This window comes from Pseudomonas sp. L5B5 (assembly GCF_020520285.1).
GTDB lineage: Bacteria > Pseudomonadota > Gammaproteobacteria > Pseudomonadales > Pseudomonadaceae > Aquipseudomonas.
Genome location: NZ_CP084742.1, coordinates 6,408,690 through 6,434,298 on the forward strand (window position 1 = coordinate 6,408,690; position 25,609 = coordinate 6,434,298).

The window sequence follows — 25,609 nt, forward strand, 5'->3', positions numbered from 1 at the left end:
AGTAGGTCGCACACCTTCTCCTTCATTCAGGCACTGGAGTGGCTTGGACGCTGAGCCGGCAGCCGCTCATCCCGCGCGCAGTCGGCTACTTGCAACCTCCGGCAACGAAGGCGCTAGCGCGTTTGTACTGAGCGCTTGTCTCGGGAATCGGCAATAGGGAGATAGATCGCTAAGGAGCAGAGGCCTCAGGCCGTTCGAGGGCGGTATCAGGCTGATGCCGGTGGTGCGGTGCCATGGGGACCGCCCTGGTCGAGGGCGGTCTCTGGCGAGGTTGGAGGGATCAGAGGGACCAGCGGACGGTGACCATCGCGTTGCGCGGATCGCCGTACAGGTTGTTGCCATAGTCAGTGTTGCTACCGATGGTCTGGTAGTAGCGCTTGTCGAAGATGTTGTTCAGGTTCAGGCGAACGTCCAGGTTTTCCGTGGCTTTGTAGCTGGCCATAAGGTCGACGAGGGTGTAGGCCTTCTGTTCTATGCGGTAATCGTATGGTGGTGGGCCATCGTCACTGTTGGCGCCCTTGTTGTAGATGGTGTTCTGGCTATACATGCCACCACCAATGGTCCAGCGATTGAGGTCGCCTGGAAGCTGGTAGGTGGTGAATACCTTGAAAATGTGCCGAGGGATGTCGGTGCTGAACAGGCGTCCCTCCTTGTTCTTGTCGCTATCCTTGGTGTACTTGGCGGCAGCATAGGTATAGCCCGCGCCCAGCTCCCAGCCTGGTATCAGCGAGCCGTTGATTTCCAGGTCGATGCCTTCGCTGCGTACTTCACCTGCTGCCTCATAGCATGTGGTTCCCCGCGGAGTACATTGATTGGAGTTCAGCTGTTTGGCGCGATTTTGCTGGTCGATACGGAAAATCGCCGCGCTGGCATTCAGGCTGCCGTCAAAGTATTCGCCCTTGATGCCGATCTCGTAGTTCTTGCCCTCGATAGGCTTGATTGCGCCGTTGGACGCGTCGAGCTCGGTCTGCGGCTTGAAGATATCGGTGTAGCTGACGTAGACCGAATGGTGCTGGTCCAGGTCATAGATGGCCCCTGCATAGCGGGTCAGGTTACGCGTCACTTTATTGGGACGGCTGGAAGAGTAGGGCTTGCCGTCCCAGGCGGTGTAGACGTCATAGTCGTACCAGTCCAGTCGGCCGCCGAGAATCAGTTTGAGGTCGTCGGTAATGCTCAGGCGAGTAGTGACATAGGCCGCTTCTTCGTCGCTGGTACGGCGTTGCACCCAGGGAGTGGCGCTCATGTCTGGCTTGGTTATGCCGCTGGGGTTGTAGATGTTCGTATGGGTCGGAAGGTCGATGGGGTTGCCCTTGCCCTTGAACGAAAGATCACGCCTGCTGGCACCGACCACCAACTCGTGGGTACGCCCGAACAGCGAGAAGGGGCCGGTGACATAACCGTCGTAGCTGTTCTGCTGGTCTTCGTATTCGTAGCGCCCGATGTTCTGGCCGAATTCGTCGTAGTTGGTACCCATGCGCAGCGGAATGGAACCATGCATTTTCAGGTCCGACCAGCTCTTGCTGGCGGCCAGGAGCATTTTCCAGCTATTGGCGAAGCGGTATTCCAGTCGGGTGAACGCGGTAGTGTTGTCCTGGTCCCAATATTCCCAGTCGCTGCCCAGGTAGCTGGAGCGCTTGAGATGCAGGTCGCTGCCGTCACGTCCCACGGGCAGGCCGGCCCAGGCGCTGTTGTTGTTAGCGTTCTGGTTGGAGGCGCCGAAGGTGAAGGTGGTATTTTCATTCAGGTCCGCCTCGGTGATGGCGTAGAACACCGAACGCTCGGAGCTGACGAAGTCCTGGAAGCTGTCCTTGGTCTGATAGGCGGTCACCACGCGACCGCGCAAGGTGCCGCTTTCGTTGAGCGCGTTGGAAGCATCGAACTCAGTACGATAGTTGTCCCAGCTGCCGGCGCTACCGGTGATGGTGACCCGTGGTGTGGCGGTTGGACGTTTACGCACCATGTTGATCGCCGCCGATGGGTTACCCGAACCTTGCATCATGCCGGTGGCGCCACGCACTACCTCCACTCGATCGAAGATTGCCATGTCCGGAGCGGAGTTCATGTCCCGGGTCAGGTAGTGGCTCAAGTCGTTGGGCAGGCCGTCGGTCATCAGGTTTTCAACGGCGAAACCACGGGAGTAGAAGGTCGAGCGTTGCGGGCCTGCCTTGGTCACCGCAATGCCCGGGGTAGCCCTGAGCACGTCCTCCAGGGATTTCATGTTCTGGTCATCCATGCGCTGGCGGGTGATGACCGTAACCGATTGCGGGGTTTCCCGGGCTGATAGCGCAAGCTTGCTGGCGGTCTGCATCTGGCCGGTGGTGTAGGAGCCAGTGTCTTCGGTGGTGGTTCCCAGGTTCTGGCCAGAGATGGTGCTGGTTCCCAGTTCCAGCGAACCGACGGTGGCACGATTGAGAATGGTGATCGAGTTGCCCTTGAAGGTGTAGGCCACCCCCGTGCCATTGAGCATTGCCGCGATGGCCCGCTCCGGCGAATAGCTGCCGTTGAGGGCGTTGCTGCGCTTGCCCTGCACATCGTCGGGACTGTAGAGCACCTGCATGTTGGCCTGGCGTCCGAACTCCTGCAGGGCAGAAGCCATGGATTGCGAGGCGATGCTGAATTGGATTTCCTGGGCCTGGACCTGGGCCATCAGGGGCAAGGTCAAGGCCAGGCCCAAGGTGCGGGAAGCCATTTTTGGCGAGAACGCTTGGCAAAGCAGCGCTTTCGTCAAAGGAGACAATCGATGTTGTGCGGGCATGCTCATATGCTCTTTTAGATCCGGCAGGTGTAGTGGTTGTTAATGCTAGTGATTCTCAATTCCTGTAATAGGACGCACCAGCTGCCATAAACCGGAAATAATCATGCGGGCTGCAACTGAGTCATGATGCGTCCAGCCTTCATGCGCACCAGTTGGTCGGCGATATCGAAATAGCGGTCGTCGTGGCTGATCACGATGATGGTCTTGCCCAGGCGCTTGAGGTCGGGCAACAGCTCGGTATAGAAAATCCGCCGGAAGGCCGGGTCCTGGTCGGCGGCCCATTCGTCGAACACCAGCACTGGTCGTTCTTCCAGCCAGGCGTTGACCAGGGCCAGGCGCTTGCGCTGGCCGGTGGACAGGTCGGTGGTGGTGAAGGCGCCATCCTTGACGCTGACCTTGTGGGCGATCTCCAGGCGATCCAGGTATTGGGTGGCGACATCCAGCGACTTGCCGGCATTGCCCTGCACCAGGTCGTCGAACAGGTAGTAGTCGGAGAAAACGGTGGTGAACAGTTGCCGGTAATCGTCCCGGGCCTGGTCGGTCACCGTTTCGCCGTTGAGGCGGATCTCTCCGGACTGGGGTTGGTACAGGCCCAGCAGCAGCTTGATCAGGGTGGTCTTGCCGCAGCCGTTCTCGCCGACGATGAACACGATGTCGCCCTGCTTGATGCTCAGGTTGATCGGTCCCAGGTGGAACGGCTCGCTGCCTTCCACTGGCGGCGGGCTGTAGCTCACCCCGCGCAGTTCCAGGCTGTGCACCACGGGCTGGGGCGCTTCGCTGGCATCCATGAGCAGATGCGGTTCGGGGGAGGAGAAGCGCTCGGACAACTCGCTGATACGGGCGAACGCAATCTTCGCCTTGCCGACGATGGGCAGGTAACCGACCACATGTTCAAGTGGCCCCTTCATGTACAGCAGCACCAGCACGAAGCCGGTGATCACGGCAGGGTCCGGATTGGGGTAGTAGGCTTGCATCGCCAGGGCCAGGCCGATGACGACGAAGAACAGCATCGAGCCGAAGCTCTTGGCCAGGATGTAGATGTTCACCGAGCGCACCTGGATGTCGCTGATGCGGTCTGCGGTTTCCTGGATGCGATGGGTGTTCATGCGGAAACGCCGTGGCCGGTGGATGCGCAGTTCCTTGGCGCCCGAAGCAATGGCGTTGTAATAGCGCTGCAGCTCATCCTCGTGATCACGTGCCTCATCGAAACCCTTGATGCCCTTGCCGCCGGCCACCACTTGCACGCTGGTACCGATGATGATCGCCACCACCATCATCAGGAACATCGGCACCGACAGGTATGCCAGGTAGCCCAGGCAGCCCAGGGTGACCGTGGCGGCGATGGCCAGGGGGGTGAAGGCGAAGGAAAAGTCGCTGATGGTGTCGACGTCGTGGGTCAGCACCGGAATCAGGCGGTGGGAGCGGTAGCGCTCGATCTGGGTGATGGGGGCCGAGAGCACCTTCTCGCCCAGGTCCTTGCGCAGGGCGGCGATGATCCGCTGGCCTACGTAGTTGGTGCCGATGTCCGAGACGATGGCGCTGATCAGGGCCAGCACGCACAGCGCGGCGAAGGTCAGGACCACGCCCTGGGTCATACCGCCGTCCGAGTGCAGGGCATTGTTGATAGTGGCCAGCAGCAGGGTGATGGCCAGGCCTCCGGCCATGCCCAGGGCCACGGAAACCAGCACGATGGTGCGAAAGGGCCTGAGCAATGCGAGCAAACCTTGGAGGGCGCCGCGCTTGGGGTCGGTCATAAGTACTTCCCAGAGAGTGGATAGAGGGTCGGGCACACGGACCCTTACCCCTGAACAAACGAAGCGTCGCGGCGACTATTTAGCTTTGCCTGCCACCGCCGGGCGGCGGCGTCCCGGATAAATTGCCCGGAGCCTGGTTCGTTCTTGTTCTGTGGGCGCACGTGTATCGACGCAGTGCCTGATCCATTGAGCGAGAGCGAACGAATGACGAAGAAGAATCTGGTTTATGTCTGGTCCCTGCGAAACGCCGCGGCCGACAAGGCGGGGCAGCCGGTGGCCTACAAGGACCACGAGCGCTACATGAAATCGGTGCTGGAGTCTCTGGTGGAGGCGTTGAACCAGACGTCCCTGGGCGAGGCCTACAACCTGGTGGGCGTGGTCTACGACGATGACGAGCAATCGCCGCGGGACCAGAAACTGGTGAGCGACTACGGTTTTGCCTACCAGCCGGGGCGCCAGTGGCTGTATCCGGCAGATCTGGCTGTGCAGGGGCGATTGGTCAACGATCTGCTGCTGAGCGTGCCATCCACTTATCGCCGCCATCCGCGGGGCAGCGCCGAGCACATTGCCGGCAAGCAGGACTTCGAGCGTCGCCTGCACGACACCCTGGTGGAGCTCAAGGCCGATATCGTGGTGCTGGACGGTCTGCTGGTGATTCTCGATGAGCTGGTGCGTCCGGGTGCACCGTTCGCTCGGCGGATCATGAACATCCACCCGGGCATCACTCGCATCGAATCGCCTTATGAGCGCCGTGGCGCCTACGCCACCTGGAACGCCCTGCATGGCGCCCGGGGAGAGAAAATCGTGGACTGGACGACCCGGGAGACCGTGCCGACCGAGCCCCTGTATCTCACCGGGGCGTCGTTCCACTATGTGGACAACGGCATCGATTCCGGCGAGGTGTTCCACGATGTGCTCAACACCGTGATATCCCCCGAGGACACCATCCTTGAGCTGCGCTGGAACAACTTCAACAACAGCCTGTTCCCGGCTTTGCACGAAGGGTTGGCGCTGCTGGCCAAGCAGCTTGAACCGCAGCCGGTTACCCAACCCTTGGTCGAGGTCTGAGGCTGACGACGGTCAAGCGCAGTGTCGCGCTTGACCGCCATCGAGCGAGCTTGTCACGGGTGGCTGGTCCCTGGTTGTTCAAGTTCGCGCACCACCCGGAAACTCAGCCAATCGCCGCGGACTTCGCGTTTACGGCTGTTGCGGTTGCCCGAGCGCGAGAATACCGGTGCTTCGCCCCAGTCATTGCCGCGGATCTGGGCATCCAGGCAGACCCCTTCAGATGCTTCCATCCAGGCGCTGCCATCGTCAGGGGCGCCGATATAGTCTGGATGCCAACAGTCGGCGACCCACTCATAGGCGTTGCCATGCATGTCATACATGCCGAAGGCGTTGGCCGGATAGCTGCCCACCGGGGCGGTGAAGCTGAAGCCATCCTTGGGCCCGTAGGTATTGGCATGCTTGGTGATCTGGTACTGGCCGTCTTCATCGAACGGGAAGGGGAACGAGCCTGTACTGCCGGCTCGTGCAGCGTATTCGCGTTCGGCTTCGCTGATCATTCGGTAGTGTTTGCCGGTCTTTTTCGACAGCCACTGGGTGTAGGCCTGTACATCGGCATAGTCGACGCATACGGCGGGCTGGCGCGGTCCTTGTGTGTAGCTTGGCTTGCTGGCCTTGCACAGGCGGCCGGGGCGGTCGTCACCATCCTTGATCACGGCCCCCGATTCGCGGATATAGGCGTCCAGCTCGGCGGCGGTCACGTGGAAACGGCTCATGGCGAAGGCTTTCTTGAAGGTCACGGTATGTTGCGGACCTTCATCGGGTTCCCGGCCGACTTCATCTTCAGGGGTGCCCATGACGAAGTTCCCGGCGGGCAGTACCACCATTTCCGGGCAGTTCTTGCAATCCTTGAATACGCTGCCGGGCTTGGGTGGTTCTACCGCTTGTGCATTCAGGCTGATCAGGCAACCGACCAGCGCAGCCAGTGAGGAGTAGGCGATGGGTTTCATTCGTCAATAACCTTCAATGTTAGGAAACGGGCAGGTGTCAGACGCTCTTGCTGCGCAAGCGCTTGCCAAGTAGGTCCATGGCACGGTCGATGTCTTCTGTGCTGTTGAGCAGCCCGGGAGCCATGCGCACCACTGGTCCGGCATCGCGGTGCACGGCGTCGACCAGGACGCGGTTCTTGATCAACCAGGCGGCGGTGGCATCGGTATCAAGGTCCTTGCCGCGGAAGAAGGTGAAGCCGGCCGAATGCTCCGGGCTCAGTGGGGTCACCAGTTCGATGCCGGGGTGTTCCTGCAGGCGTTGCTTGAGATAGCTGTTGAGCTGGTGGATACGGGACTGGATGTTGGCTTTGCCCAGCTTCAGGTGCAGTTCAAAGGCCTGGTCCACGGCCCAGCGGTGTTCGAAACTGTGGTAGCCGCCAGGGGTCATGGTGGTGGCGAAGTCCTTGTTCTCGGAGAAGGTCGCCACCATCGGAGTCAGGTGCTTGAGTTTTTCCGAGCGTGAACAGAAGATCCCGGTTCCGCGGGGGCCGAACATCCATTTATGGGTGCCGGCGACGAAGAAGTCGCAGTTGAGATCGGCAAATGTGATGTCTTCTACCCCCAGGCCATGTACGCCATCGACGCAATAGAGAATCCGGTCGCGTTCGTCTCTATTGCGGTTGTGATGGTCCACCAGCTTGCCGATCTCGCCGATTGGCAGCTTCACCCCGCTGCCCGACTGTACCCAGGTCATTCCCAGTACGCGGGTGTTCGGGCGAATGCTGCGATCGATGTTGCCCAGCACTTCGTCGGCGGACATGAGGTGAGCCGATTTGAACAGTTCAATGGTGCGTACCTGGGTGCCTTCGCGCTGTGTGCGGTACTTGAGTGCATTGCGGGCCGAATAATGCTCATGCACCGTTGTCAGTATTTCCTGTCCAGAGCTCACCTGTATGCCGCCGTAGAGCATGGCCAGGCCTTCGGTGGTGCTGCCGGTCAGGGCTATCTGGGAGGGTTTGATCTGCAGATAGCGTCCGACGCTATCACGTACCTGAGCCTCGCGTTGCCAGGTGTACTCAGTGTCGTAGTCCATTGCCAGGGCCGGGTTGCGGTCCAGCACTGCGCGGTATTTCTCGATGGCCTCGCGTACGGGCCTGGGGTGCGAGGTAATCAGGAAGTTGGAGAGGTGGATATAGTCCGGGTCAAGATCGAATAACTGGCGCAGCTGGCTCCATGTCGAAGTGCTGGTTGCCGGCGGACGGGCCGCCTGTGCGGAGGCTAGCGCGAGGTTGCCCAGAGGCATGGCTGCGGCCAGTAGGCCTGCTTGCTTGAGGAAGGTCCGGCGATTGGTCACGGGAATTCTCATGATCATGGTTCAGCCGGCGGTGCCGGGCTGTATGGAGGTCTTGGCGGGCTTGGCCAGCTTCTGCACTTGTTCCCAGACGCGCAGGTAGTTTTCACCCCAGAGCTTGGCGATCTCGATGTCCGTGTAGCCGCGTTGAATCAGCTCTGCGGTGACGTTGCGGTTGTCCGCCACGCTCATCCAGCCGTTGACGCCGCCACCTTCGTTGAAGTCGGAGCTGATGCCGACGTGATCGATGCCGACCTTCTTCACCGTGTAGTCGATGGCATCGATATAGTCCTTGAGGCTCGCCTTGGGTTCTTCGTCGAGGATGCCGTACAGCGAACTGGCATATTCGCCAAAGCGTTGTTCCGGCCAGATAGTGATGACAGCGTCTCCTGGCATCAGGGCGTTTTCCAGTCCTTGCAGTGGGCCCAGATCGAAGCGCTGGCGCAGTGCGTTCAGCTTGTCCAGGGTCGGCTGGCTGAGTGGGCGCAGGTAGGTGGAGAACCCCACGACCTGGATGACGCCTCCTGTAGCCTTGATGACTTGTAGTTCCTTGTCGCTGAGATTGCGTGGGATATCCACTAGCGACCTGGGTGCGGAGTGCGAGGCCACTACCGGAGCTCGGGTCAGGGCTGCAACATCCTCCAGGGCCTTGCTGGACATCTGCGAAACGTCGATCACCACCCCCAGGTCATTGAGCCGCTCCACGGCCTGCTTGCCGATGGGCGAGAGACCTCCGAGCGCGTCCCGGGTGTCATTGAAGAATGGCAAGGGGCGCGAAGAGTCGGCCCAGTCGTTGTTGCCGACATAGCTGAAGCCGAACAGGCGCATGCCGCGGGCGGCCCACTTGTCCAGCTCGTCGAGATCGTTCCCCATCGCATAGGCGTTGAGCAGGCTGATCACCACGGCCAGCTTGCCTTCGGAGGCGATGCGGCGCAGATCGGCGGGGGTGTAGGCAATGGCGGCCTGATTGGGGAAATCGCGCACCATGCCCTGGATGATCCGGTAGCGGGTCTCGCGTTGGTGACGAGCTTCTTCGGCGAAACCGGCGGTGGGGTGGTGGGGGGCGTTGGGGCCATTCCACATCTCCGGCCAGGCGAGGATGCTCAGGGCCGCGCCGGACATCCTGCCGCGTCCGGCCTTGACCAGGTCGAACTGGCGATGAGTGTCCTTGTCGGCTTCAGTGCCTTCGGTGCCGAAATCCAACGGCACGGTGATATGGCTGTCGAAGGAAATGATGCGTTCCTGCAGATCGTTGGCATGTTTGACGATTTCGCTGGGGTAGGACACGCGGTCCTTCCAGTAGTAGTGCCAGGCGGTTCCGGCTCCGGCACCGAGGGCGGCGACGATCAGTATCAGCAGGCTCAGATAGAGGGTTTTCTTTCCAGATATTTTGCTCATTGCTATCCCAGTCGCAGGCGGGCTGATGACGAGGCGGGGCGTGAGGATGCAGCGCTAACAGGCCCGACCTTTTTGTGCACATCTATCCGCGATAAACGAGCTGGCGGGTGGCAAATTTAGCCATCCGGATTCGGCGCGCCGGTAAATTTCCCTGCAAATCCAACGTTCTAGCTAGATGCGTGACGCGCCACTGGATAAAGGTAGAGCGATGAGGTTTTCGAGACGAGGATTTTTGACCGGTCTGGCGGTGACGGGGGCGGCTATCCCCGTGGCGATCTATACCCAGAAGGAACTGCTGCGTCAGGATGTTCGCCGTAAGGAAGAGCAGGAGATCACCCCGGGGGAGGCCAAGCTGGAAGTGGCCCAGGATCCTGGAATACGCCTTGCCGATCACCTGAGGGGTATTTGGGATATTGAGTTCCTGGACGCCGATGGTCCTCACTCCCTGCCTCGTCGTGGTTGTGAGTTATTGCTTGACGCCGGGCCTGCCGGACGCGGCCTGCGAGGCTTCCTGGGACGTCCGGAAAGCCTGCGCGGAGACAAGGATGCGGAGTTCCTGGTCCTGGGCGACCTGGCGTCGTTGGACGCTGCGAAGCTGCGTTGGCGGCTATATCCTGATGGGCAGATTGCCGGTTCTCCTACTCATGAGTGCCGGGTAGTGCTCGATGAAGTCTGGGCGAATTGGGGTAATGCTGGCGCTGGTACCTTGAGTGGTAGTGTGCAGTCCTTGCAGCTTTCTCCCTTGGCTCCCGTGCCGGCCGGACGTTTCGTCGCTCGCAAGCGGCTTTTCCCTGCTGCACGAGAGCAGGCTGGCCTGAGTCCCGCCTTGTTGGCATGGTTGGTCTCTGCACAGCACCGATTGTTTCATCAGCTCTGGCACGCCTCCCGTGATCGCTGGCATACCTTGCCCAAGGAAAAACGCAACAGCCTGCGCGGGCTTGGTTGGCAGCCAGGGCCGGTGAATCATGAGCGCGGTGCTCGCGGGCGGCGCAAGCATCGTAATGCCTCAGGTATCGATTTTCTGTTCATGCATCGGCACATGTTGTTGCATGCACGCTCGCTACAACCTGACTTGGTGTCGTGGCGTCAGATACCGCAACCATCAGCTCGCCTTGAGCAGGATCGACAGGCTTTCATTCGTTACTACGAGAACCGTGATGGCTGCTCGGTGCCTCCTGCATGGATATCCGAGGATGATGACGAGTTCACCCAGTGGCTGCATGGTCTCAAGAGCGATGCAGCCTTCTATGGCAACTTTCAGGTTTGGGAGTCGCAGTACCAGGATCCGGAATACCTGAGTCGCATGACCTTGGGCGAGTTTGGTTCCGAGATCGAGCTGGGCATGCATGACTGGTTGCATATGCGCTGGGCGGATGTTGCTCGTGATCCTTCCAATGGTATGCCGGTGATGGAGGCGCGCATGTCCTCGGACTTCGCCGGGCGCTGGTACCTGGCGCCGAATGATTTCCTCGGTGATCCGTTCTCGTCCCATGTCCATCCGGTGTTCTGGAAGTTTCATGGCTGGATCGATGACCGGATCGACGACTGGTTTCGTGCGCACGAACGCTATCACCCTGGTGAAGTATTGCGCCGGGAGGTCAATGGCGTGCCCTGGTTCGCCCCTGGGCGTTGGGTAGAGGTCGACGATCCCTGGCTGGGGGCCTCGACCCATGGCTGCGGCCCCCTGGGCAACGCTCCGGGCGAAATGTCGCTGGAGATGGATCAGGAGGTCATGAAGCTGGCCCTGCGCATTGCCCTGAGCCGTGACGAGGAAGTACCTGACTTGCTCAAGCGGGCACCGCGTCGTCCCTGGTATGCACAGCACTTGAAGCTGTAAGGCGTTGACGGACAGTCGGATTCAGTTGGCAAGGGCCACTTCGGCCAGGAAGCTGAACAGTCCTGGGTATCGAGTGGCTTGCCATTGTTCAAGGCCATGGTCGAAAAACAGCACCTGTTCCAGGCATTGGCCGTTTTCTATCCTGAACCCGTAGAAGTCGCCGCAGCCATTGTCTGAAAACAGCAGGTGGTTGCTGCCAGAGGTCCGGTGTGCGCGGTTGATTTCCAGAAGATTGAAATCGCTGGTCTGGTCCAGTGAATACACGGTGCCCAAGGCAAAGTAGCCGCCGCCATAGGTCTTGAGGAAGCGCCGGTATTGGGCGGGCAGCCGTAACGCCATCAGCTGTTCGAATTCAATGATTTCAGCTTCGGTGGCGACGCTGTCCGAGGGCAGTTCAAACCAGATGGGGTTGGCGCTGCGCTTGTTGTCCAGCAGTTGCTTGAAATCCTCGAAGTCCATTGTCCAGTCCTTTGATGTGTCGGGTAATCAGTCGTCGGCCAACAGCTTGTCGATTCCGTGGCGGTGCAGGCAGCTGGTCAGCGCTTCGATCGCCTCTGGGCTCGGTTTTGCCAGGGTCACGGCCTGGTGGAGGTCATTCAGCACGCGCTCGGGGTCCCGGTGGGTCAGTTGCGCCACGACCTGTGCCAGGTTGCGATCGGAAAAGTGCTCATACAGGACGGTCAGCAGGGCGTAGTAGTCGGATGAACCGACGCCGTCCGGGAAGGCTTTGTGCAGCATTGACACGACTTCGGCTAATGGTTCGTCCAGCTCGGTTCTGAGAGGCATCGCAGGTTCTGCTTGGGATGGGGAGCGAGCCGTCGATTCTAGGCGAACAACCGACTGGTTGTCCTGGTGGCTGGCGATGCGCAAGGCTTCGCCAGCCGTCCGGCGACTAGCTCCGTAGCGCCTAGCGCGCAGGTGCCGTGGATACCTGCCAGCCGCCACCCAGTGCCTTGTACAGCGCAATGCTGGACTGCAGTCGCGACAGCCGCAACTGCACGTTCTGGTCCTGGGCGGCATACAGGGTGCGCTGGGTTTCCAGCACTGTCAGCAGGTCTTCGGCGCCGGCCTGATAGCGGCTCTGGGATATCTCGAAGGCTCGTTGCGCCTGCTCCAGTTCTTCACTCTGCCATTGCCGTTGCTGGTCCAGGCCGCGAATGCTGTTGAGGGCTTTTTCCACGTCGGCAAAGCCATTGATGATCGCCCCGCGATAGGTTTCCAGCAGCTCCTCCTGGCGTGCCGTGGCCCGGTCGCGTTCGGCGCTCAGGCGCCCGGCATTGAAGATCGGTGCCACGAGGCCGGAGGCGAGGTTGTAGAAGGGGTTGCGCAAGATATCGTCGAACTTGTCGGCGTTCGAGCCCAGCTTTGCCGTGAGGGTCACGGTGGGCAGCATGGCGGCCCGGGCTACGCCGACATCGGCCTGGGCTGCCGCGAGCCGGACTTCGGCGCTGGCGATATCCGGGCGGCGGGCCAGCAGCTCGCTGGGGATTCCGGCGTCGATATCCGGCCATGTCAGCTCGGCGAAAGGTTGTTCGTTCAGGGACAGGCTTTGCACTGGCCGGCCGAGCAAGGTGGCGAGGGTGATCAGGGCCTCTTCGGCCTGCTGCCGCACTAGCGGTATCTGGCGCTGCTGGGAGGCCACCAGGCTCTTTTGCTGGGCCAGTTCCAGGGCCGTGGCCGAGCCTGAGTCGTAGCGGGTTTGAACCAGGCGCAGGACGCTTTGTGCGTTGGCCAGGTTGAGTTCGGCGATCCGGTTCTGTTCCCGTAGCGCAAGTAGCTGGGCGTAGTTGTTGGCCACGCCGCTGAGCAGGGTCAGCTCCACGGTGGCGCGGTCGAATTCGCTGGCCTGGGCGCTGAGCAGGGCGCTGTCGCGCGCTGCGCGCCGGCCGCCCCAGAAATCGATTTCATAGGTGGCGCTGAGTCCGGCATCGAACGCATTCTCGGTCTTGTCGCTGCTGGTGCTGTCCTGCTGGTTGCTGCCTTTGCCGCCCATGCGTTTTTGCCGGCTGGCATTGAAGCTGCCTTCGACCGAGGGCAGCAGCGGGGCGCCGGCCACGATGGCGCTGGCCTGGGCCTGGCGGACCCGGGCCATGGCCGCCGCCAGGTCATGGCTGCCGGTTCGCGCTTCGGCAATCAGGCGGTCCAGTTCCGGGCTGCCGAAGCGGGCCCACCAGCGTGGGTCCTGTTGCTGGCCTTCGGGGTGGTTGGGGGCATGCCAGGCCGTTGGCGCTTGCAGGCCGCTGTCCGGGTGCGGGGTGGAGCTGCTGCAGGCTGCCAGCAATACGCTGGCGGCCATCAGGGTCAGGGTGGTCTTCATCGATCGATCATTCACTGGTAAGGGCCGTGACCGGGTCGAGCCGGGCAGCTTTGCGGGCCGGCATGAAGCCGAAGACGACGCCGGTGACCAGGGCGCAGGCGAAGGCGCCGAGGACCGCGGCCAGGGAAAACGCTACCGCCACTTCGCTGAGGATCAGCACGCCGCCAATGATCAGGGCCACGCCGATACCGGTCAGGCCTCCGACCACCGAGAGCATCACCGCCTCGGTGAGGAACTGGCGCAGGATGTCCCGCTGGCGGGCACCGGTAGCCATGCGAATACCGATCTCGCGGGTGCGCTCGCGCACGGTCATGAGCATGATGTTCATCACTCCGATGCCACCGACCAGCAGGGAGATGGCGGCGATGGCGCCGAGCATCAGCGACAGGGTGTTTTGCGTTCGTGCCTCGGCCTGGATCATGGCGGCGTTGTTGGTCAGTTCGTAGTCGCGCTTGCCGTTGTGCAGGCGCAGCATCAGCTGGTCGATGGCCTGCTCGGTCTCCTTGACCTTGCTGGCATCGGCGGCGGCGATGGCCACATATTCCGGGTTGCGGCTGCCGAACAGCCGGGTGCTGGCGGCGGAGTAGGGCACCGCGATGCGGTCGTCGCTGTCGCTGTCGCCGGAGCTGGCACCTTTGCCCACCAGCACGCCAACCACCTGGAAGGGCACGTTCTCGATCAGGATGTATTGGCCGATGGGGTTGGCCACATCCTGCAGGAGCTTTTCGCGGACCTTGTGGCCGATCACCGCCACGGGAGCGGCGGAATGTTCATCGGCTTCGCTGAAGTAGCTGCCCTCGACCACCGGCCAGTTGAAGATATGCGGGAAGTTGGTGTCGTTACCGCCCACATAGGCCATGTAGTCGCGGTTGCCGAAGCGCACTCCGGCCTCGGCGCCATTGACCGGCATGATGCGCTTGACCTGGGGCAGGGCGCCCAGGGCGGCCACGTCATCCAGGGTGATGATCCCGGCGGGAGCCCGGGGGTTGGACGAATGTCCGCTCAGATAGATGATGTTGGAGCCAAAGGCTCCCATCTGTGCCATCACCTGGCGCTTGCTGCCTTCGCCCACGGCCAGCATCACCACCACCGAAGCCACGCCGATGATGATTCCCAGCAGGGTCAGGGCGGTGCGAAAGCGGTTGATCCACATCACTCGCCATGCCGCTTGCACCGCCTCCACCAGTTCGCCTTTCCAGGCTCCGGTGGGTTCGCTGCCCTGCGCCAGGCGCTGGCGCAGGTCCACAGCCTGCAAGGCGCCGGTATTGGCACTGGCCTGGACCGTAGGGTCGGTATCGGCGGTGTCGCTGATGATCTCGCCGTCGCGGATCTCGATGATGCGCTTGGCCCTCGCGGCCACTTCGCGGTCGTGGGTGATGAGGATCACCACGTGGCCCTGGCTGGCCAGCTCGTCCAGCAGGGTCATGACTTCCGCACCGCTGTGGCTGTCCAGGGCGCCGGTGGGTTCGTCGGCGAGGATGATGTGCCCGCCGTTCATCAGGGCGCGAGCGATGGACACCCGTTGCTGCTGGCCCCCGGACAGCTGGTGCGGACGGTTGCCGGTGCGGCTGCCCAGGCCCAGGCGCTCCAGCAGGGCGGCGGCACGGGCATGGCGCTCGGCCGCCGGGATGCCGGCATAGATGGCCGGCATCTCGACGTTTTCCTGGGCCGAGCCCGAGGGAATCAGATGGTAGCCCTGGAACACGAAGCCGAAGGCCTCGCGGCGCAGCCAGGCCAGTTCGTCGCTATCGAGGTGGGCGACGTTCTCGCCGGCGAACAGGTATTCGCCGCAGGTCGGCCGGTCCAGGCAGCCGAGGATGTTCATCAGGGTCGACTTGCCGGAGCCCGAAGCGCCGACAATGGCCACGAACTCCCCGGCATGGATCGACAGGTCGATGCCGCGCAGGACGTCGACCTGCGGACTGTCGCCGCCACCGTAGGATTTGCGGATGTTCCTGAGGTCGATCAGAGGCGTCTGCATTCAACCCCCGCTGCTGTTGGCAGGACCGATCAGCAGGTGATCTCCTTCGTTCAAGCCCTCGAGCACCTCGATTCGCAGGCGATCGCTGATGCCGACCCGGACCTTGCGCTCACTGACTGCGCCATTGTCCGCCACGACTCGGGCAATCTGCTGGCCCGGCGCCTCGCCTTCCTGCAGGGCGGCGATGGGGGCGGTGAGCACGTCCTTGACCGAGCTGGCGACGAAGAACACCTGGGTGGTCATTTCCGCCATCAGTGCGTTGTCGGCGTTGTCCACGTCCAGCAGTACGGTGTAGAGCACAACGCGGCCGCTGCCGCTCTTGCTGGTATTGCTGGGGCTGCCGCCGCCCTGGCTGGTTTCGTTCAGCGGCTTGGGCGGGATCGGCAGGATCTGCCGTACGGTGCTGGTCCAGCGTCGGCCACCGCCGCTCAAGGTGGTGAAATAAGCGCTCATGCCGGGTTTCACATGACCGATGTCGGCTTCGGAGACCTCGGCCCACACCGTCATTGGCGAGAGCTTGGCGATCCGCAGGATCAAAGGGGTCTGCTGCTGGGCATTGAGGGTCTGGCCTTCGCGAGCATCCACCGCCACCACGGTGCCGGACATCGGCGCATAGATGCGGGTATAGCCCAGTTCGGCCTGGTCGCTGCGCAGGCTGGCCTGGGCCTGGCGGATCTGGGCCTTGTACATGTCGATCCGCGCCTGGGTGGCCTTGAGCTCGGCCTGGGCGGTTTGTACGTCCTCGTCGCGGGTCGCGCCGCCGGCAGCGAGGTTCTGCTGGCGCTGGTACTTCTGGCGGGCCAGTTGGTTCTGGGCGTACTGCTCCTGCAGTTGGGCTTGCAGGTTCTCGATGGCGAAGCGGCTGGCATCGAGCTTGGCCTGCTGGGTGGACGGGTCGATTTCCACCAGCAGTTGGCCTTCCTTGACGGCGTCGCCGGCTTCCGCGTGGATCCTGCGGATCTGTCCGGAGGCCTGGGCGCCGACGTCTACATAACGGCGCGGCTGCAAGGTGCCCAGGGCGGTGACGCTGCTTTCGATATCGCCACGGCGCACCTGCACGGTGGTGAACTGGTCGCGGCCCGAAGGAATGAATTTCCAGGCGGCGATGGCAACGAGAGGAATCACACACAGTGCGGCAAGCAGGGCGCGTCGGGTATTTCTAGGACGTTTCATGCAGGGTTCCGGCCAGAGGTATGGTCCGTCATGGTGGCCGGATGCAGTGGGCGATCCGGCTCACGTTGCCGCATACACGGCAGGGACGGGGGAGCTGTCAGGTAAACGAGAGGCCGCAGGGGGAATTTAACTGCCGACATATGGCGTTACAGCTGCCCTGGCACTGAAATAAACCCACTGCGACCCTGCGGTACTTTAAATCTATATGAGAATTACTATAAATTACGCTGGTTCAAAACTGCCATCATTGAATCACTGGGCCAACCGGCTGTCGCCGGTGTCGCTCAAGGACAGAATCGCCGAGGGGGCGGTTGGGAGCCATGTTGGAAAGTTACTATCGCGAGCTGATGTGCTTCCTCCATGCCAAGCTGGGTAATCGCCAGGTGGCCGAGGATGTTGTGCACGACGCTTACATCCGGGTACTGGAGCGCTCCAGCGACACGCCGATCGAGCAGCCGCGGGCGTTCCTCTATCGTACGGCGTTGAACCTGGTGATCGATGGCCATCGGCGCAACGCCCTGCGCCAATCCGAGCCCCTGGAAGTGCTGGATAACGAAGAGCGCTATTTCAATCCTTCGCCGCAAACCAGCCTGGACCAGGGCCAGCGCCTGGAGATGCTGCAACGGGCGCTGGCCGAATTGCCCAGGCTGTGTCGCGAGAGCTTCCTGCTGCGCAAGCTCGAGGGAATGTCCCATCCGCAGATTGCCGAGCAACTGGGGATTTCCCGCAGCCTGGTGGAGAAACACATCGTCAATGCCATGAAACACTGCCGTGTTCGCCTGCGTCAGTGGGAAGCCCAATAGGTCAAGCGCATTGCGTCTTATTTAGTTAAATTTTTTTTCATTGTCCTCGTCCCTACTCAACAGACGATCTGCTGCGCTGCATGGGCCAGTCGGGTCACCGTGACACTTTATCCCCCGCGTTGAGGCGGTTTATCCAGAGGACACTGGAAATGACACAGGCAATTGCATCGGCCCACGTTCACGATTTGATCGGTATCGGTTTCGGCCCCTCGAACCTGGCGCTGGCCATTGCGCTGGAAGAGCGCGGTCAGGAGCACGGTCCACTGGACGCGGTGTTCCTCGACAAGCAGGCGGACTATCGCTGGCACGGCAACACCCTGGTGACCCAGAGCGAGCTGCAGATTTCCTTCCTCAAGGACCTGGTGACGCTGCGCAATCCCACCAGTCCCTACTCCTTCGTCAACTACCTCAAGCACCACGATCGCCTGGTGGACTTCATCAACCTGGGCACCTTCTATCCGTGCCGCATGGAGTTCAACGACTACCTGCGCTGGGTGGCCGGGCACTTCCAGGAACACAGCCGCTACGGCGAAGAAGTGCTGGGCATCGAACCGGTGCTGCACAGCCAGCAGGTCGAGGCGCTGCGAGTGATCTCCCGTGACGCCCAGGGCGTCGAGCAGGTGCGCACCACCCGTTCGGTAGTGGTCAGTACCGGTGGGACGCCGCGGGTTCCGGAGATCTTCAAGGGCCTCAAGGGCGATGCCCGGGTCTTCCATCATTCCCAGTACCTGGAACGCATGGCCCAGCAGCCTTGTGTCAACGGCAAGCCGATGAACATCGCCATCATCGGCGGCGGACAAAGTGCTGCCGAGGCCTTCATCGACCTCAATGACAGCTTCCCCTCGGTGCAGGCCGATATCATCATGCGCGGCTCGGCCCTCAAACCGGCCGATGACAGCCCGTTCGTCAACGAAGTGTTCTCCCCGGCCTTCACCGACCTGGTGTTCCAGCAGAACAACAGCGAGCGCGAGCGTCTGGTCAGCGAATACCAGAACACCAACTATTCGGTGGTGGACATCGACTTGATCGAGCGCATCTACGGGATCTTCTATCGCCAGAAGGTCTCCGGTATCGCGCGTCATGCGTTCCGTACCCTGACCACGGTGGAGAAGGCCACGGCCACCGACCTTGGCATCGAGTTGATCCTGCGCAATGCCGCCACCGGCGAACGCGAGGTTCGTCATTACGACGCCGTGGTCCTGGCCACCGGCTATGAGCGCAACCTGTACCGCGACCTGCTGGCGCCGCTGGATACCTACCTGGGTGACTTCGAAGTCGATCGCAACTATCGCCTGGTCACCGATGAGCGCTGCAAGGCCGGCATCTACCTGCAAGGCTTCAGCCAGGCCAGCCATGGCTTGAGCGATACCTTGCTGTCGGTGCTGCCGATCCGTGCCCAAGAGATTGCCGATTCGCTGTACGAACATGGCAAGACCCGTGGCCAGAGCCGCTCGGTTCGCGACATGCTGCTGGCCACCGCCAGCTGAGGCACCAGCCGCTGCCGCAGGCCTGCGGCGGCGGCTGGCGTGCAACAAAAGCGTTATGTTTTGTCTTTTCCTGAACCCTGGCTGAAGAACTTTTCAATTCCCTCGGCCAGGGTTTTCCCCAGGTTTACTCTGCAAAAAGCGCGGCGTAAGCTGCGCGCGTTTTCAATCAATGGAGGCCCGGTGTGGGTACTTGTTCGAGTGACAGGAGTCAGCCGGTCTCGGTAACCGGCGCGGTCCCGGCAAGATAGCGCGCAGCCTTCGTTCCTGCCGTTGTCTCGCCATCCAGCGAGAGGCGGCATTACGGTCGCGACCCCGTCGGGTCGTTCCCGATCTCCCTTCCTGATGACTCCGATCAACGCCCGATCCGGCCTGGTGCCGCTTCGTGGCGGCTTCGACGCGCAAGTCTCCCGGGGCCTGCGGGCCGTTCTTGCGTGGGCGTCAGGCGCGCCACGCGCAAGCTTCGGCGGTACCTGTCCGGAGCATCTCCAGCGCCGCCCGTGCAGGAGTCATCATCATGAAGCTCACCCTGTTGAAAGAGTTCTTCGCCGGTTTCCTGCGGACCCGGCATTTCGCCCGGCACTTCCGCCGCCTGGCCCTGCTGGAAAGCTTCAGCGATGCCAGCGTCAGCCGCGACGTACCGCCAACCCTGGCCCAGACCCTGGTGGCGGCGGCCAACAGCGGTGCCACGCAGTTGCTGGACCAGCTTGGCAGCCACACCGATGGCCTGAGCACCGAGGAGGCCGATGCCCTGCGTGAGCAGTACGGGCTCAACGAGGTCGAGCATGAGCAGGCGCTGCCCTGGTGGACCCACCTGTGGCACTGCTACAAGAACCCCTCCAACCTGCTGCTGACCCTGCTGGCGGTGATTTCCTGGCTGACCGAGGACATGAAGGCGGCCACGGTGATCTTTTCCATGGTGGTGCTTTCGACCTTGCTGCGCTTCTGGCAGGAAACCAAGTCGAACAAGGCCGCCGATGCCCTCAAGGCCATGGTCAGCAACACCGCCACCGTGATGCGGCCGGACTCGGCTCCCCTGGCCGGCCCCGGTCGCCTGGCAGCCGAGGCCGGCGGTGCGCGGCGTATCGAACTGCCCATCCGGCAACTGGTACCGGGCGACCTGATCCTGCTGTCGGCCGGCGACATGATCCCCGCCGACTGCCGGGTGCTCAGCGCCAAGGATCTGTTCGTCAGCCAGGCCGCGATGACCGGCGAGTCCATGCCGGTGGAGAAGTTCGCGCGTCAGCAGGATGCCGACACCAGCAATCCCCTGGACTTGGACAACATCCTGTTCATGGGCACCAACGTGGTATCCGGTGCTGCCACGGCGGTGATCCTGGCCACTGGCAACAGCACCTACTTCGGCGCCCTGGCCCAGCGGGTCAGTGCCACCGATCGCGCACCGACGTCGTTCCAGCATGGGGTCAACAAGGTCAGCTGGCTGCTGATCCGCTTCATGTTCGTGATGGCCCCGCTGGTGCTGTTCATCAACGGCTTCACCAAGGGCGACTGGATGCAGGCCCTGCTGTTCGCCTTGTCCATCGCCGTGGGCCTGACCCCGGAAATGCTGCCGATGATCGTCACCTCGACCCTGGCCAAGGGCGCAGTGTTCCTGTCGCGCAAGAAGGTCATCGTCAAGCGCCTGGATGCGATCCAGAATTTCGGCGCCATGGACGTGCTATGCACCGACAAGACCGGCACCTTGACCCAGGACAAGATCTTCCTGGCGCGCCACGTCGATGTGTGGGGCGAGGAGTCCGACGACGTGCTGGAAATGGCCTATCTCAACAGCTACTACCAGACCGGGCTGAAAAACCTGCTGGACGTGGCGGTGCTGGAGCATGTTGAAATCCACCGGGAGCTCGAGGTCGGCACCGCGTTTCGCAAGGTCGACGAGATCCCCTTCGATTTCACCCGCCGCCGCATGTCGGTCGTGGTGGCGGAACAGGGCCTGCCCCCGCTGCTGATCTGCAAGGGCGCCGTGGAAGAAGTACTGGCGGTCTGCCGCAATGTGCGCCACGGCGAAGCCGAGGAGGCCTTGACCGAGGAATTGCTGGCGCGCATCCGCCGGGTTACCGCCGACCTCAACGAAGAGGGCCTGCGGGTGGTGGCGGTTGCGGCGCGGCCGATGCACGCCGGGCGGGATACCTACAGCCTGGCGGACGAGTGCGAGCTGACCCTGATCGGTTACGTGGCCTTCCTCGACCCGCCCAAGGACAGCACGGCGCCAGCCCTCAGGGCCCTGGCCGAGCACGGGGTGGCGGTCAAGGTGCTGACCGGCGACAACGAGCTGGTCACGGCCAAGATCTGCCGTGAAGTGGGCCTGGAACAGCAAGGCCTGCTGATGGGCAACGACATCGAGCGCATGAGCGACGAGCAACTGGCCAAGGCAGTGGAGACCACCAATGTCTTCGCCAAGCTGACGCCGACCCACAAGGAGCGCATCGTCCGCCTGCTCAAGGCCAATGGGCACGTGGTGGGGTTCATGGGCGATGGCATCAACGATGCGCCGGCGCTGCGTACTGCCGACATCGGCATCTCCGTGGACAGCGCGGTGGATATCGCCAAGGAAGCGGCGGATATCATCCTTCTGGAAAAGAGCCTGATGGTGTTGGAGGAGGGCGTGCTGGAAGGCCGCCGGACCTTCGCCAACATGCTCAAGTACATCAAGATGACGGCCAGTTCCAACTTCGGCAATGTGTTCTCGGTGCTGGTGGCCAGTGCCTTCATTCCGTTCCTGCCGATGCTGCCGATGCATCTTCTGGTGCAGAACCTGTTGTACGACATTTCGCAGATCGCCATTCCCTTCGATAACGTCGACGACGAGATGCTGGCCAGACCCCAGCGCTGGCAGCCGGCAGATGTCGGGCGGTTCATGGTGTTCTTCGGGCCCATCAGCTCGATCTTCGACATCACCACCTTTGCGCTGATGTGGTACGTGTTCGATGCCAATACCCCGGACCACCAGACGCTGTTCCAGTCCGGCTGGTTCGTGGTGGGGCTACTGACCCAGACCCTGATCGTGCACATGATCCGCACCCCGAAGATCCCGTTCCTGCAAAGCCGGGCGGCCATGCCGCTGATGGTGATGACCGGGGTCATCATGGCGGTGGGGATCTTCCTGCCGATGGGGCCGCTGGCGCACTACTTCAAGCTGCAGGCGCTGCCGTCTTTGTACTTCGTGTTCCTGCCGGTGATCCTGTTGGCCTACATGGCTCTGACCCAGGCCGTGAAGGGCTTCTATGTCCGGCGTTTCGGCTGGCAGTAAGGCGCAGCAATGGCTCGCCGCGAGCGGCAGGTTCCAGGGGCCGGTGTGCTGCTTGTAACCTGCCGCGGGTAACTTGCCGCATGTCGCCAAGAGGATCTACGCCATGCAAGCCCTGCACAACGTCAACCTGGACTCGCTGATCGATACCCTGGTCAGCCTCAGTACGGCCTTCATCCTTGGAGGCCTGATCGGCTTCGAGCGTCAGTTCCGCCAGCGTACCGCCGGCCTGCGCACCAACGTGCTGGTGGCGGTGGGCGCAGCGATCTTCGTCGATATGGCCAACCGCCTGGGGGGAGCCGAAGGCGCCGTGCGGGTGGTGGCCTACGTGGTCTCGGGCATCGGTTTCCTCGGGGCCGGGGTGATCATGCGCGAGGAGGGCAATGTGCGCGGCCTGAACACCGCCGCCACCCTCTGGGCTTCGGCGGGGGTCGGCGCTTGCGCCGGTGCCGACCTGGTCCTGGAAGCCTTGCTCGGGACCCTGTTCGTACTGGCGGCCAATACCCTGCTGCGCCCCATCGTCAACAACATCAACCGCCAGCCACTGGATGTGATCTCTGCCGAGGTCACCAACATCGTCTATGTGATTACCCATCGCTCCAGGCAGAAGACTGTGTTCGCCTTGCTGGAGTCTGAACTGGCGCGCTGCAACTACCCGGCCAGCGACGTCGACGTGCAGGCCTTTGGCAGCGAGGACGTGCAGATCGAGGCCACCCTGGCCACCACCTCGGTGGACGGTGATGAACTCGATGCCCTGGTGGCGCGGTTGTCGGGCTCGCCCCTGGTGCAGCAGGCGTTCTGGAGCCCGAGCACCACGGAGTAATCCACGTGGGGAGGGCTGACAGGGAAAGCCCTTACGGGATATTAAGAGCTTTCGCACAGCTGGCCTGGCGCTGAAAGCATCGGGTGTCGGTTGACGGCGATGCTCAGTCTTGTCGTGGGTCGTTCATGCACCAGCACAAGGGTGAAATCGGCGGATTTTCAGAACAATCTCATGGCAGCGTCACGGACGCTTCCCTCAGCCTTCCACCGATTCAGGAGGCCCGCACCCACCGGGCACAACTCACCAGCTGGATCGAGACCATGTCCAACAGAGCGCTGCGCATATTGATCGCCGACCATCAGCACTTTCACCGGATGCAGATCGAAAGAACCCTCAACCAATTGAACTACTACCGGGTGGTCCCCGTGCATCGGCTGGAGGAGTTGCTGACGCTGGTGGACTACGCCGGTGAACCCTTCGACCTGCTGATCATCAATGGCGCCCTGGCGCTCCACAGCGGATTCGATCTCCTGGCGTTCTGCCTGGACCATCCGCAACTCCATCAAGTGCTGATCTATGGCAGCGGGTGTTTCCCGCCGTTTTCCAGCCAGCGGCACGAGCGGGTCCGGGTCATCCGGGCCGAGCTGCCGGACCGCGACGCGATCCGGCAACTGATGTTTTCCATCGATCCTCCGGGAAACCGGCTCTCGCCGGCCTAGGCGTTCAACTGCGCAGCGGGTGGCCGTGGCGGGCATCCGGGATGCCTCAGGCCATGTCGCTGTGGCTGAACTCCTCGCCAAGAAAATCGATCAGGCTGCGCACCGAAGGCAGCAGGCCGCGGCGCGAGGGGAAGATGGCGTGGACGATCCCGCAGCGCGGTGCCCAGCCCGGGATCAGCTCGTGCAGGCGTCCGGCGTCCAGGTCCTCGCGTACCACCACCTTGGGCAGATGGGCGACGCCGATTCCAGCCAGTACCGCGTGGCGCAGGGCGATCAGATCATCGGTGACCATCCGCGGGCGATGACGGATCGACGCCTCGGCTTCGTCCGGGCCCAGCAATTGCCAGTGGTAGTCACGTTGCGCCGCGCCCCAGTGCAGGCTCGGCAAACCGCTGAGGTCGGCTGGCGAGGGCGGGTTCGAGAGGCGCTGCCGAAAGTCCGGATGACCCACCAGGCACTGGGTACTGTTGCCCAGTACCTTCATCACCAGGTCGGTATTTTCCAGGGGCGGAAAGCGCACCCGCAGGGCGATGTCGAAGCCCTCATGGATCAGGTCGACCCGGCGGTTGGTGCTTTCGATGAACAGTTCCACCAGCGGGTACTTGAGCATGAAGCGGGTGAGCATCGGCCCGACCCAGGAGTTGAGCAGGGCGGTGGGGCAGGCCACGCGCACCAGCCCCTGGGGTTCGGAGCGGTTGCGCTCGATGACTTCCGCCGCGCCTTCGGCCTCGACCCGCATGGCCAGGCAGCGCTGGTAGTACTCCTGGCCGATCTCGGTCAATGAACAGTGCCGGCTGGTGCGCTGGATCAGGCGCACGCCCAGGCGCTCTTCCAACTGGGCGATGCGCCGGCTGAGCTTGGACTTGGGCATGTCCAGGGCCCTGCCGGCGGCGGCAAAACCGCGATGCTCCACCACCTGGGTGAAGTAGTAGAGGGTATTGAGGTCTTCCAATATCGTTCTCCAAATAGAACGCTAAGGGTGATTTTTGCAGTCTAGCGTGGCAAAGGTGTGAGTTTTAAGGTGTGTCCATCAGAAAGTTCTGGAGGACTACATGAAAAACATCATCGGTATCTACACCAGCCCCAGGCCCCATTGGGTGGGTGACGGTTTCCCGGTCCGTACCCTGTTTTCCTACGACCAGATGGGCCAGCACATCAGCCCGTTCCTGCTGCTCGACCATGCCGGCCCGGAGCAGTTCAGCCCCACCAGCGCCCGGCGCGGTGTTGGCCAGCATCCCCATCGCGGCTTCGAGACCGTGACCATTGTCTACGATGGGGAGGTGGAACATCGCGACTCCACCGGTAGCGGCGGCAAGATCGGCCCCGGCGACGTGCAGTGGATGACGGCTGCATCGGGCATCCTCCACGAGGAGTTTCACTCTGCCGATTTCGCCCGCCGTGGCGGCAACCTGGAGATGGTCCAGCTGTGGGTCAACCTGCCGGCCCGGGACAAGCTTGCCGCTCCCGGCTACCAGACGATCCTGGCCAGCGATATCCCGCAACTGCCGTTACCAGGCAATGCCGGCAGCCTGCGCCTGATTGCCGGCCAGTTCGCCGGCCGCCAGGGCCCGGCCCGGACCTTCACGCCGATCGACGTCTGGGACCTGCGCCTGCGGGCCGGCAAGTTCCTGGACCTGGAACTGCATTCGGGGCGTAACACGGCGTTGGTAGTGTTGCGTGGCACCTTGCAGGTCAACGGCCAGGAGCAGGTGCGCGAAGGCCAGTTGGTACTGTTGGAGCGTGATGGCGACCTGATCGGCCTGGAGGCCGATACCGATGCGATTGTGCTGTTGCTCAGCGGCGAGCCCATCGACGAACCCATCGTCGGCCATGGCCCGTTCGTGATGAACAGCGAAGAGGAGATTCATCAGGCCTTTGTCGATTTCCAATCGGGACGCTTTGGCCGGATGGACGCTGTCGGTCGTTGACCGCCAGCGTTGGCGCGGTGTGCAGGGCTGGCCCTGCACGCCACGTGCTACACCCCGCTGCCCACCACTTTGTGGTGGTGGGCACCA

At 62.3% G+C, this 25,609-nt stretch carries 19 protein-coding genes; 8 read left to right on the forward strand and 11 right to left on the reverse strand.

Annotated features, from left to right (window positions below; translation table 11 throughout):
* Nucleotides 1-280: 280 nt before the first annotated feature.
* Both LGQ10_RS29430 and LGQ10_RS29435 read right to left on the reverse strand, forming a co-directional pair.
* Nucleotides 281-2,761, reverse strand: a complete 2,481-nt coding sequence (locus LGQ10_RS29430; RefSeq protein WP_226523993.1) for a TonB-dependent siderophore receptor — start codon at nt 2,759-2,761, stop codon at nt 281-283.
* 95 nt (nt 2,762-2,856) lie between these two features.
* The gene (locus LGQ10_RS29435; RefSeq protein ID WP_226523994.1) at nt 2,857-4,509 is read right to left on the reverse strand and encodes a cyclic peptide export ABC transporter; all 1,653 of its coding nucleotides are present in this window, start codon (nt 4,507-4,509) and stop codon (nt 2,857-2,859) included.
* A 204-nt stretch (nt 4,510-4,713) separates the two neighbouring features.
* On the opposite strand from LGQ10_RS29435, the gene LGQ10_RS29440 reads away from it, so the two are divergent.
* Nucleotides 4,714-5,577, forward strand: a complete 864-nt coding sequence (locus LGQ10_RS29440) for a N(5)-hydroxyornithine transformylase PvdF (RefSeq protein WP_058433184.1) — start codon at nt 4,714-4,716, stop codon at nt 5,575-5,577.
* A gap of 53 nt (nt 5,578-5,630) precedes the next feature.
* Here LGQ10_RS29440 and LGQ10_RS29445 read toward each other — a convergent pair whose 3' ends face one another.
* The 3 genes from LGQ10_RS29445 to pvdM are packed head-to-tail and all read right to left on the reverse strand — an operon-like array spanning nt 5,631 to nt 9,252.
* Complete coding sequence (locus tag LGQ10_RS29445) at nt 5,631-6,524, reverse strand: formylglycine-generating enzyme family protein (RefSeq protein WP_226523995.1); 894 nt, start codon at nt 6,522-6,524, stop codon at nt 5,631-5,633.
* Between the two features lie 37 nt (nt 6,525-6,561).
* On the reverse strand, nt 6,562-7,857 hold the full coding sequence (locus LGQ10_RS29450) for an aminotransferase class V-fold PLP-dependent enzyme (RefSeq protein ID WP_226526228.1): 1,296 nt from the start codon (nt 7,855-7,857) through the stop codon (nt 6,562-6,564).
* Between the two features lie 21 nt (nt 7,858-7,878).
* Nucleotides 7,879-9,252: a pyoverdine-tailoring dipeptidase-like protein PvdM gene (gene pvdM / locus LGQ10_RS29455; protein WP_226523996.1), complete on the reverse strand. Its 1,374-nt coding sequence runs from the start codon at nt 9,250-9,252 to the stop codon at nt 7,879-7,881.
* A gap of 208 nt (nt 9,253-9,460) precedes the next feature.
* Between pvdM and LGQ10_RS29460 the strand changes: the two genes are divergently transcribed.
* Complete coding sequence (locus LGQ10_RS29460; RefSeq protein WP_226523997.1) at nt 9,461-11,089, forward strand: twin-arginine translocation signal domain-containing protein; 1,629 nt, start codon at nt 9,461-9,463, stop codon at nt 11,087-11,089.
* Between the two features lie 21 nt (nt 11,090-11,110).
* On the opposite strand, the gene LGQ10_RS29465 is transcribed toward LGQ10_RS29460, so the two are convergent.
* The 5 genes from LGQ10_RS29465 to LGQ10_RS29485 all read right to left on the reverse strand — a co-directional run bounded on the left by LGQ10_RS29465 (nt 11,111) and on the right by LGQ10_RS29485 (nt 16,560).
* Nucleotides 11,111-11,548: an SMI1/KNR4 family protein gene (locus LGQ10_RS29465; RefSeq protein WP_058433459.1), complete on the reverse strand. Its 438-nt coding sequence runs from the start codon at nt 11,546-11,548 to the stop codon at nt 11,111-11,113.
* Between the two features lie 27 nt (nt 11,549-11,575).
* Nucleotides 11,576-11,875, reverse strand: a complete 300-nt coding sequence (locus tag LGQ10_RS29470) for a DUF3349 domain-containing protein (RefSeq protein ID WP_226523998.1) — start codon at nt 11,873-11,875, stop codon at nt 11,576-11,578.
* A gap of 121 nt (nt 11,876-11,996) precedes the next feature.
* The gene (locus LGQ10_RS29475) at nt 11,997-13,406 is read right to left on the reverse strand and encodes an efflux transporter outer membrane subunit (RefSeq protein ID WP_226523999.1); all 1,410 of its coding nucleotides are present in this window, start codon (nt 13,404-13,406) and stop codon (nt 11,997-11,999) included.
* Between the two features lie 7 nt (nt 13,407-13,413).
* Nucleotides 13,414-15,387 carry a MacB family efflux pump subunit gene (locus LGQ10_RS29480; protein WP_226524000.1) on the reverse strand — a complete coding sequence of 658 codons (1,974 nt, stop codon included), beginning with the start codon at nt 15,385-15,387 and terminating at the stop codon, nt 13,414-13,416.
* Nucleotides 15,388-16,560 (reverse strand): efflux RND transporter periplasmic adaptor subunit, encoded by a 1,173-nt coding sequence (locus tag LGQ10_RS29485; RefSeq protein ID WP_226524001.1) that lies wholly within the window; start codon nt 16,558-16,560, stop codon nt 15,388-15,390. It lies immediately after the preceding gene.
* 320 nt (nt 16,561-16,880) lie between these two features.
* Here LGQ10_RS29485 and LGQ10_RS29490 point away from each other — a divergent pair, with 320 nt between their 5' ends.
* The 5 genes from LGQ10_RS29490 to LGQ10_RS29510 all read left to right on the forward strand — a co-directional run bounded on the left by LGQ10_RS29490 (nt 16,881) and on the right by LGQ10_RS29510 (nt 23,594).
* Complete coding sequence (locus LGQ10_RS29490; RefSeq protein ID WP_058433455.1) at nt 16,881-17,363, forward strand: sigma-70 family RNA polymerase sigma factor; 483 nt, start codon at nt 16,881-16,883, stop codon at nt 17,361-17,363.
* A 149-nt stretch (nt 17,364-17,512) separates the two neighbouring features.
* The gene (locus LGQ10_RS29495; protein WP_058433454.1) at nt 17,513-18,850 is read left to right on the forward strand and encodes a lysine N(6)-hydroxylase/L-ornithine N(5)-oxygenase family protein; all 1,338 of its coding nucleotides are present in this window, start codon (nt 17,513-17,515) and stop codon (nt 18,848-18,850) included.
* 514 nt (nt 18,851-19,364) lie between these two features.
* A complete protein-coding gene (gene mgtA / locus LGQ10_RS29500) occupies nt 19,365-22,115 on the forward strand; it encodes a magnesium-translocating P-type ATPase (protein ID WP_226524002.1) in 2,751 nt (916 codons plus the stop codon).
* A 103-nt stretch (nt 22,116-22,218) separates the two neighbouring features.
* A complete protein-coding gene (locus tag LGQ10_RS29505) occupies nt 22,219-22,935 on the forward strand; it encodes an MgtC/SapB family protein (RefSeq protein WP_058437310.1) in 717 nt (238 codons plus the stop codon).
* Between the two features lie 260 nt (nt 22,936-23,195).
* Entirely contained in the window at nt 23,196-23,594 is a 399-nt protein-coding gene (locus tag LGQ10_RS29510) for a hypothetical protein (RefSeq protein ID WP_058437312.1), read from the forward strand.
* A 46-nt stretch (nt 23,595-23,640) separates the two neighbouring features.
* On the opposite strand, the gene LGQ10_RS29515 is transcribed toward LGQ10_RS29510, so the two are convergent.
* On the reverse strand, nt 23,641-24,549 hold the full coding sequence (locus tag LGQ10_RS29515) for a LysR substrate-binding domain-containing protein (protein WP_226526230.1): 909 nt from the start codon (nt 24,547-24,549) through the stop codon (nt 23,641-23,643).
* Between the two features lie 97 nt (nt 24,550-24,646).
* Between LGQ10_RS29515 and LGQ10_RS29520 the strand changes: the two genes are divergently transcribed.
* On the forward strand, nt 24,647-25,522 hold the full coding sequence (locus LGQ10_RS29520; protein WP_226524003.1) for a pirin family protein: 876 nt from the start codon (nt 24,647-24,649) through the stop codon (nt 25,520-25,522).
* The last annotated feature ends 87 nt before the right edge of the window (nt 25,523-25,609 follow it).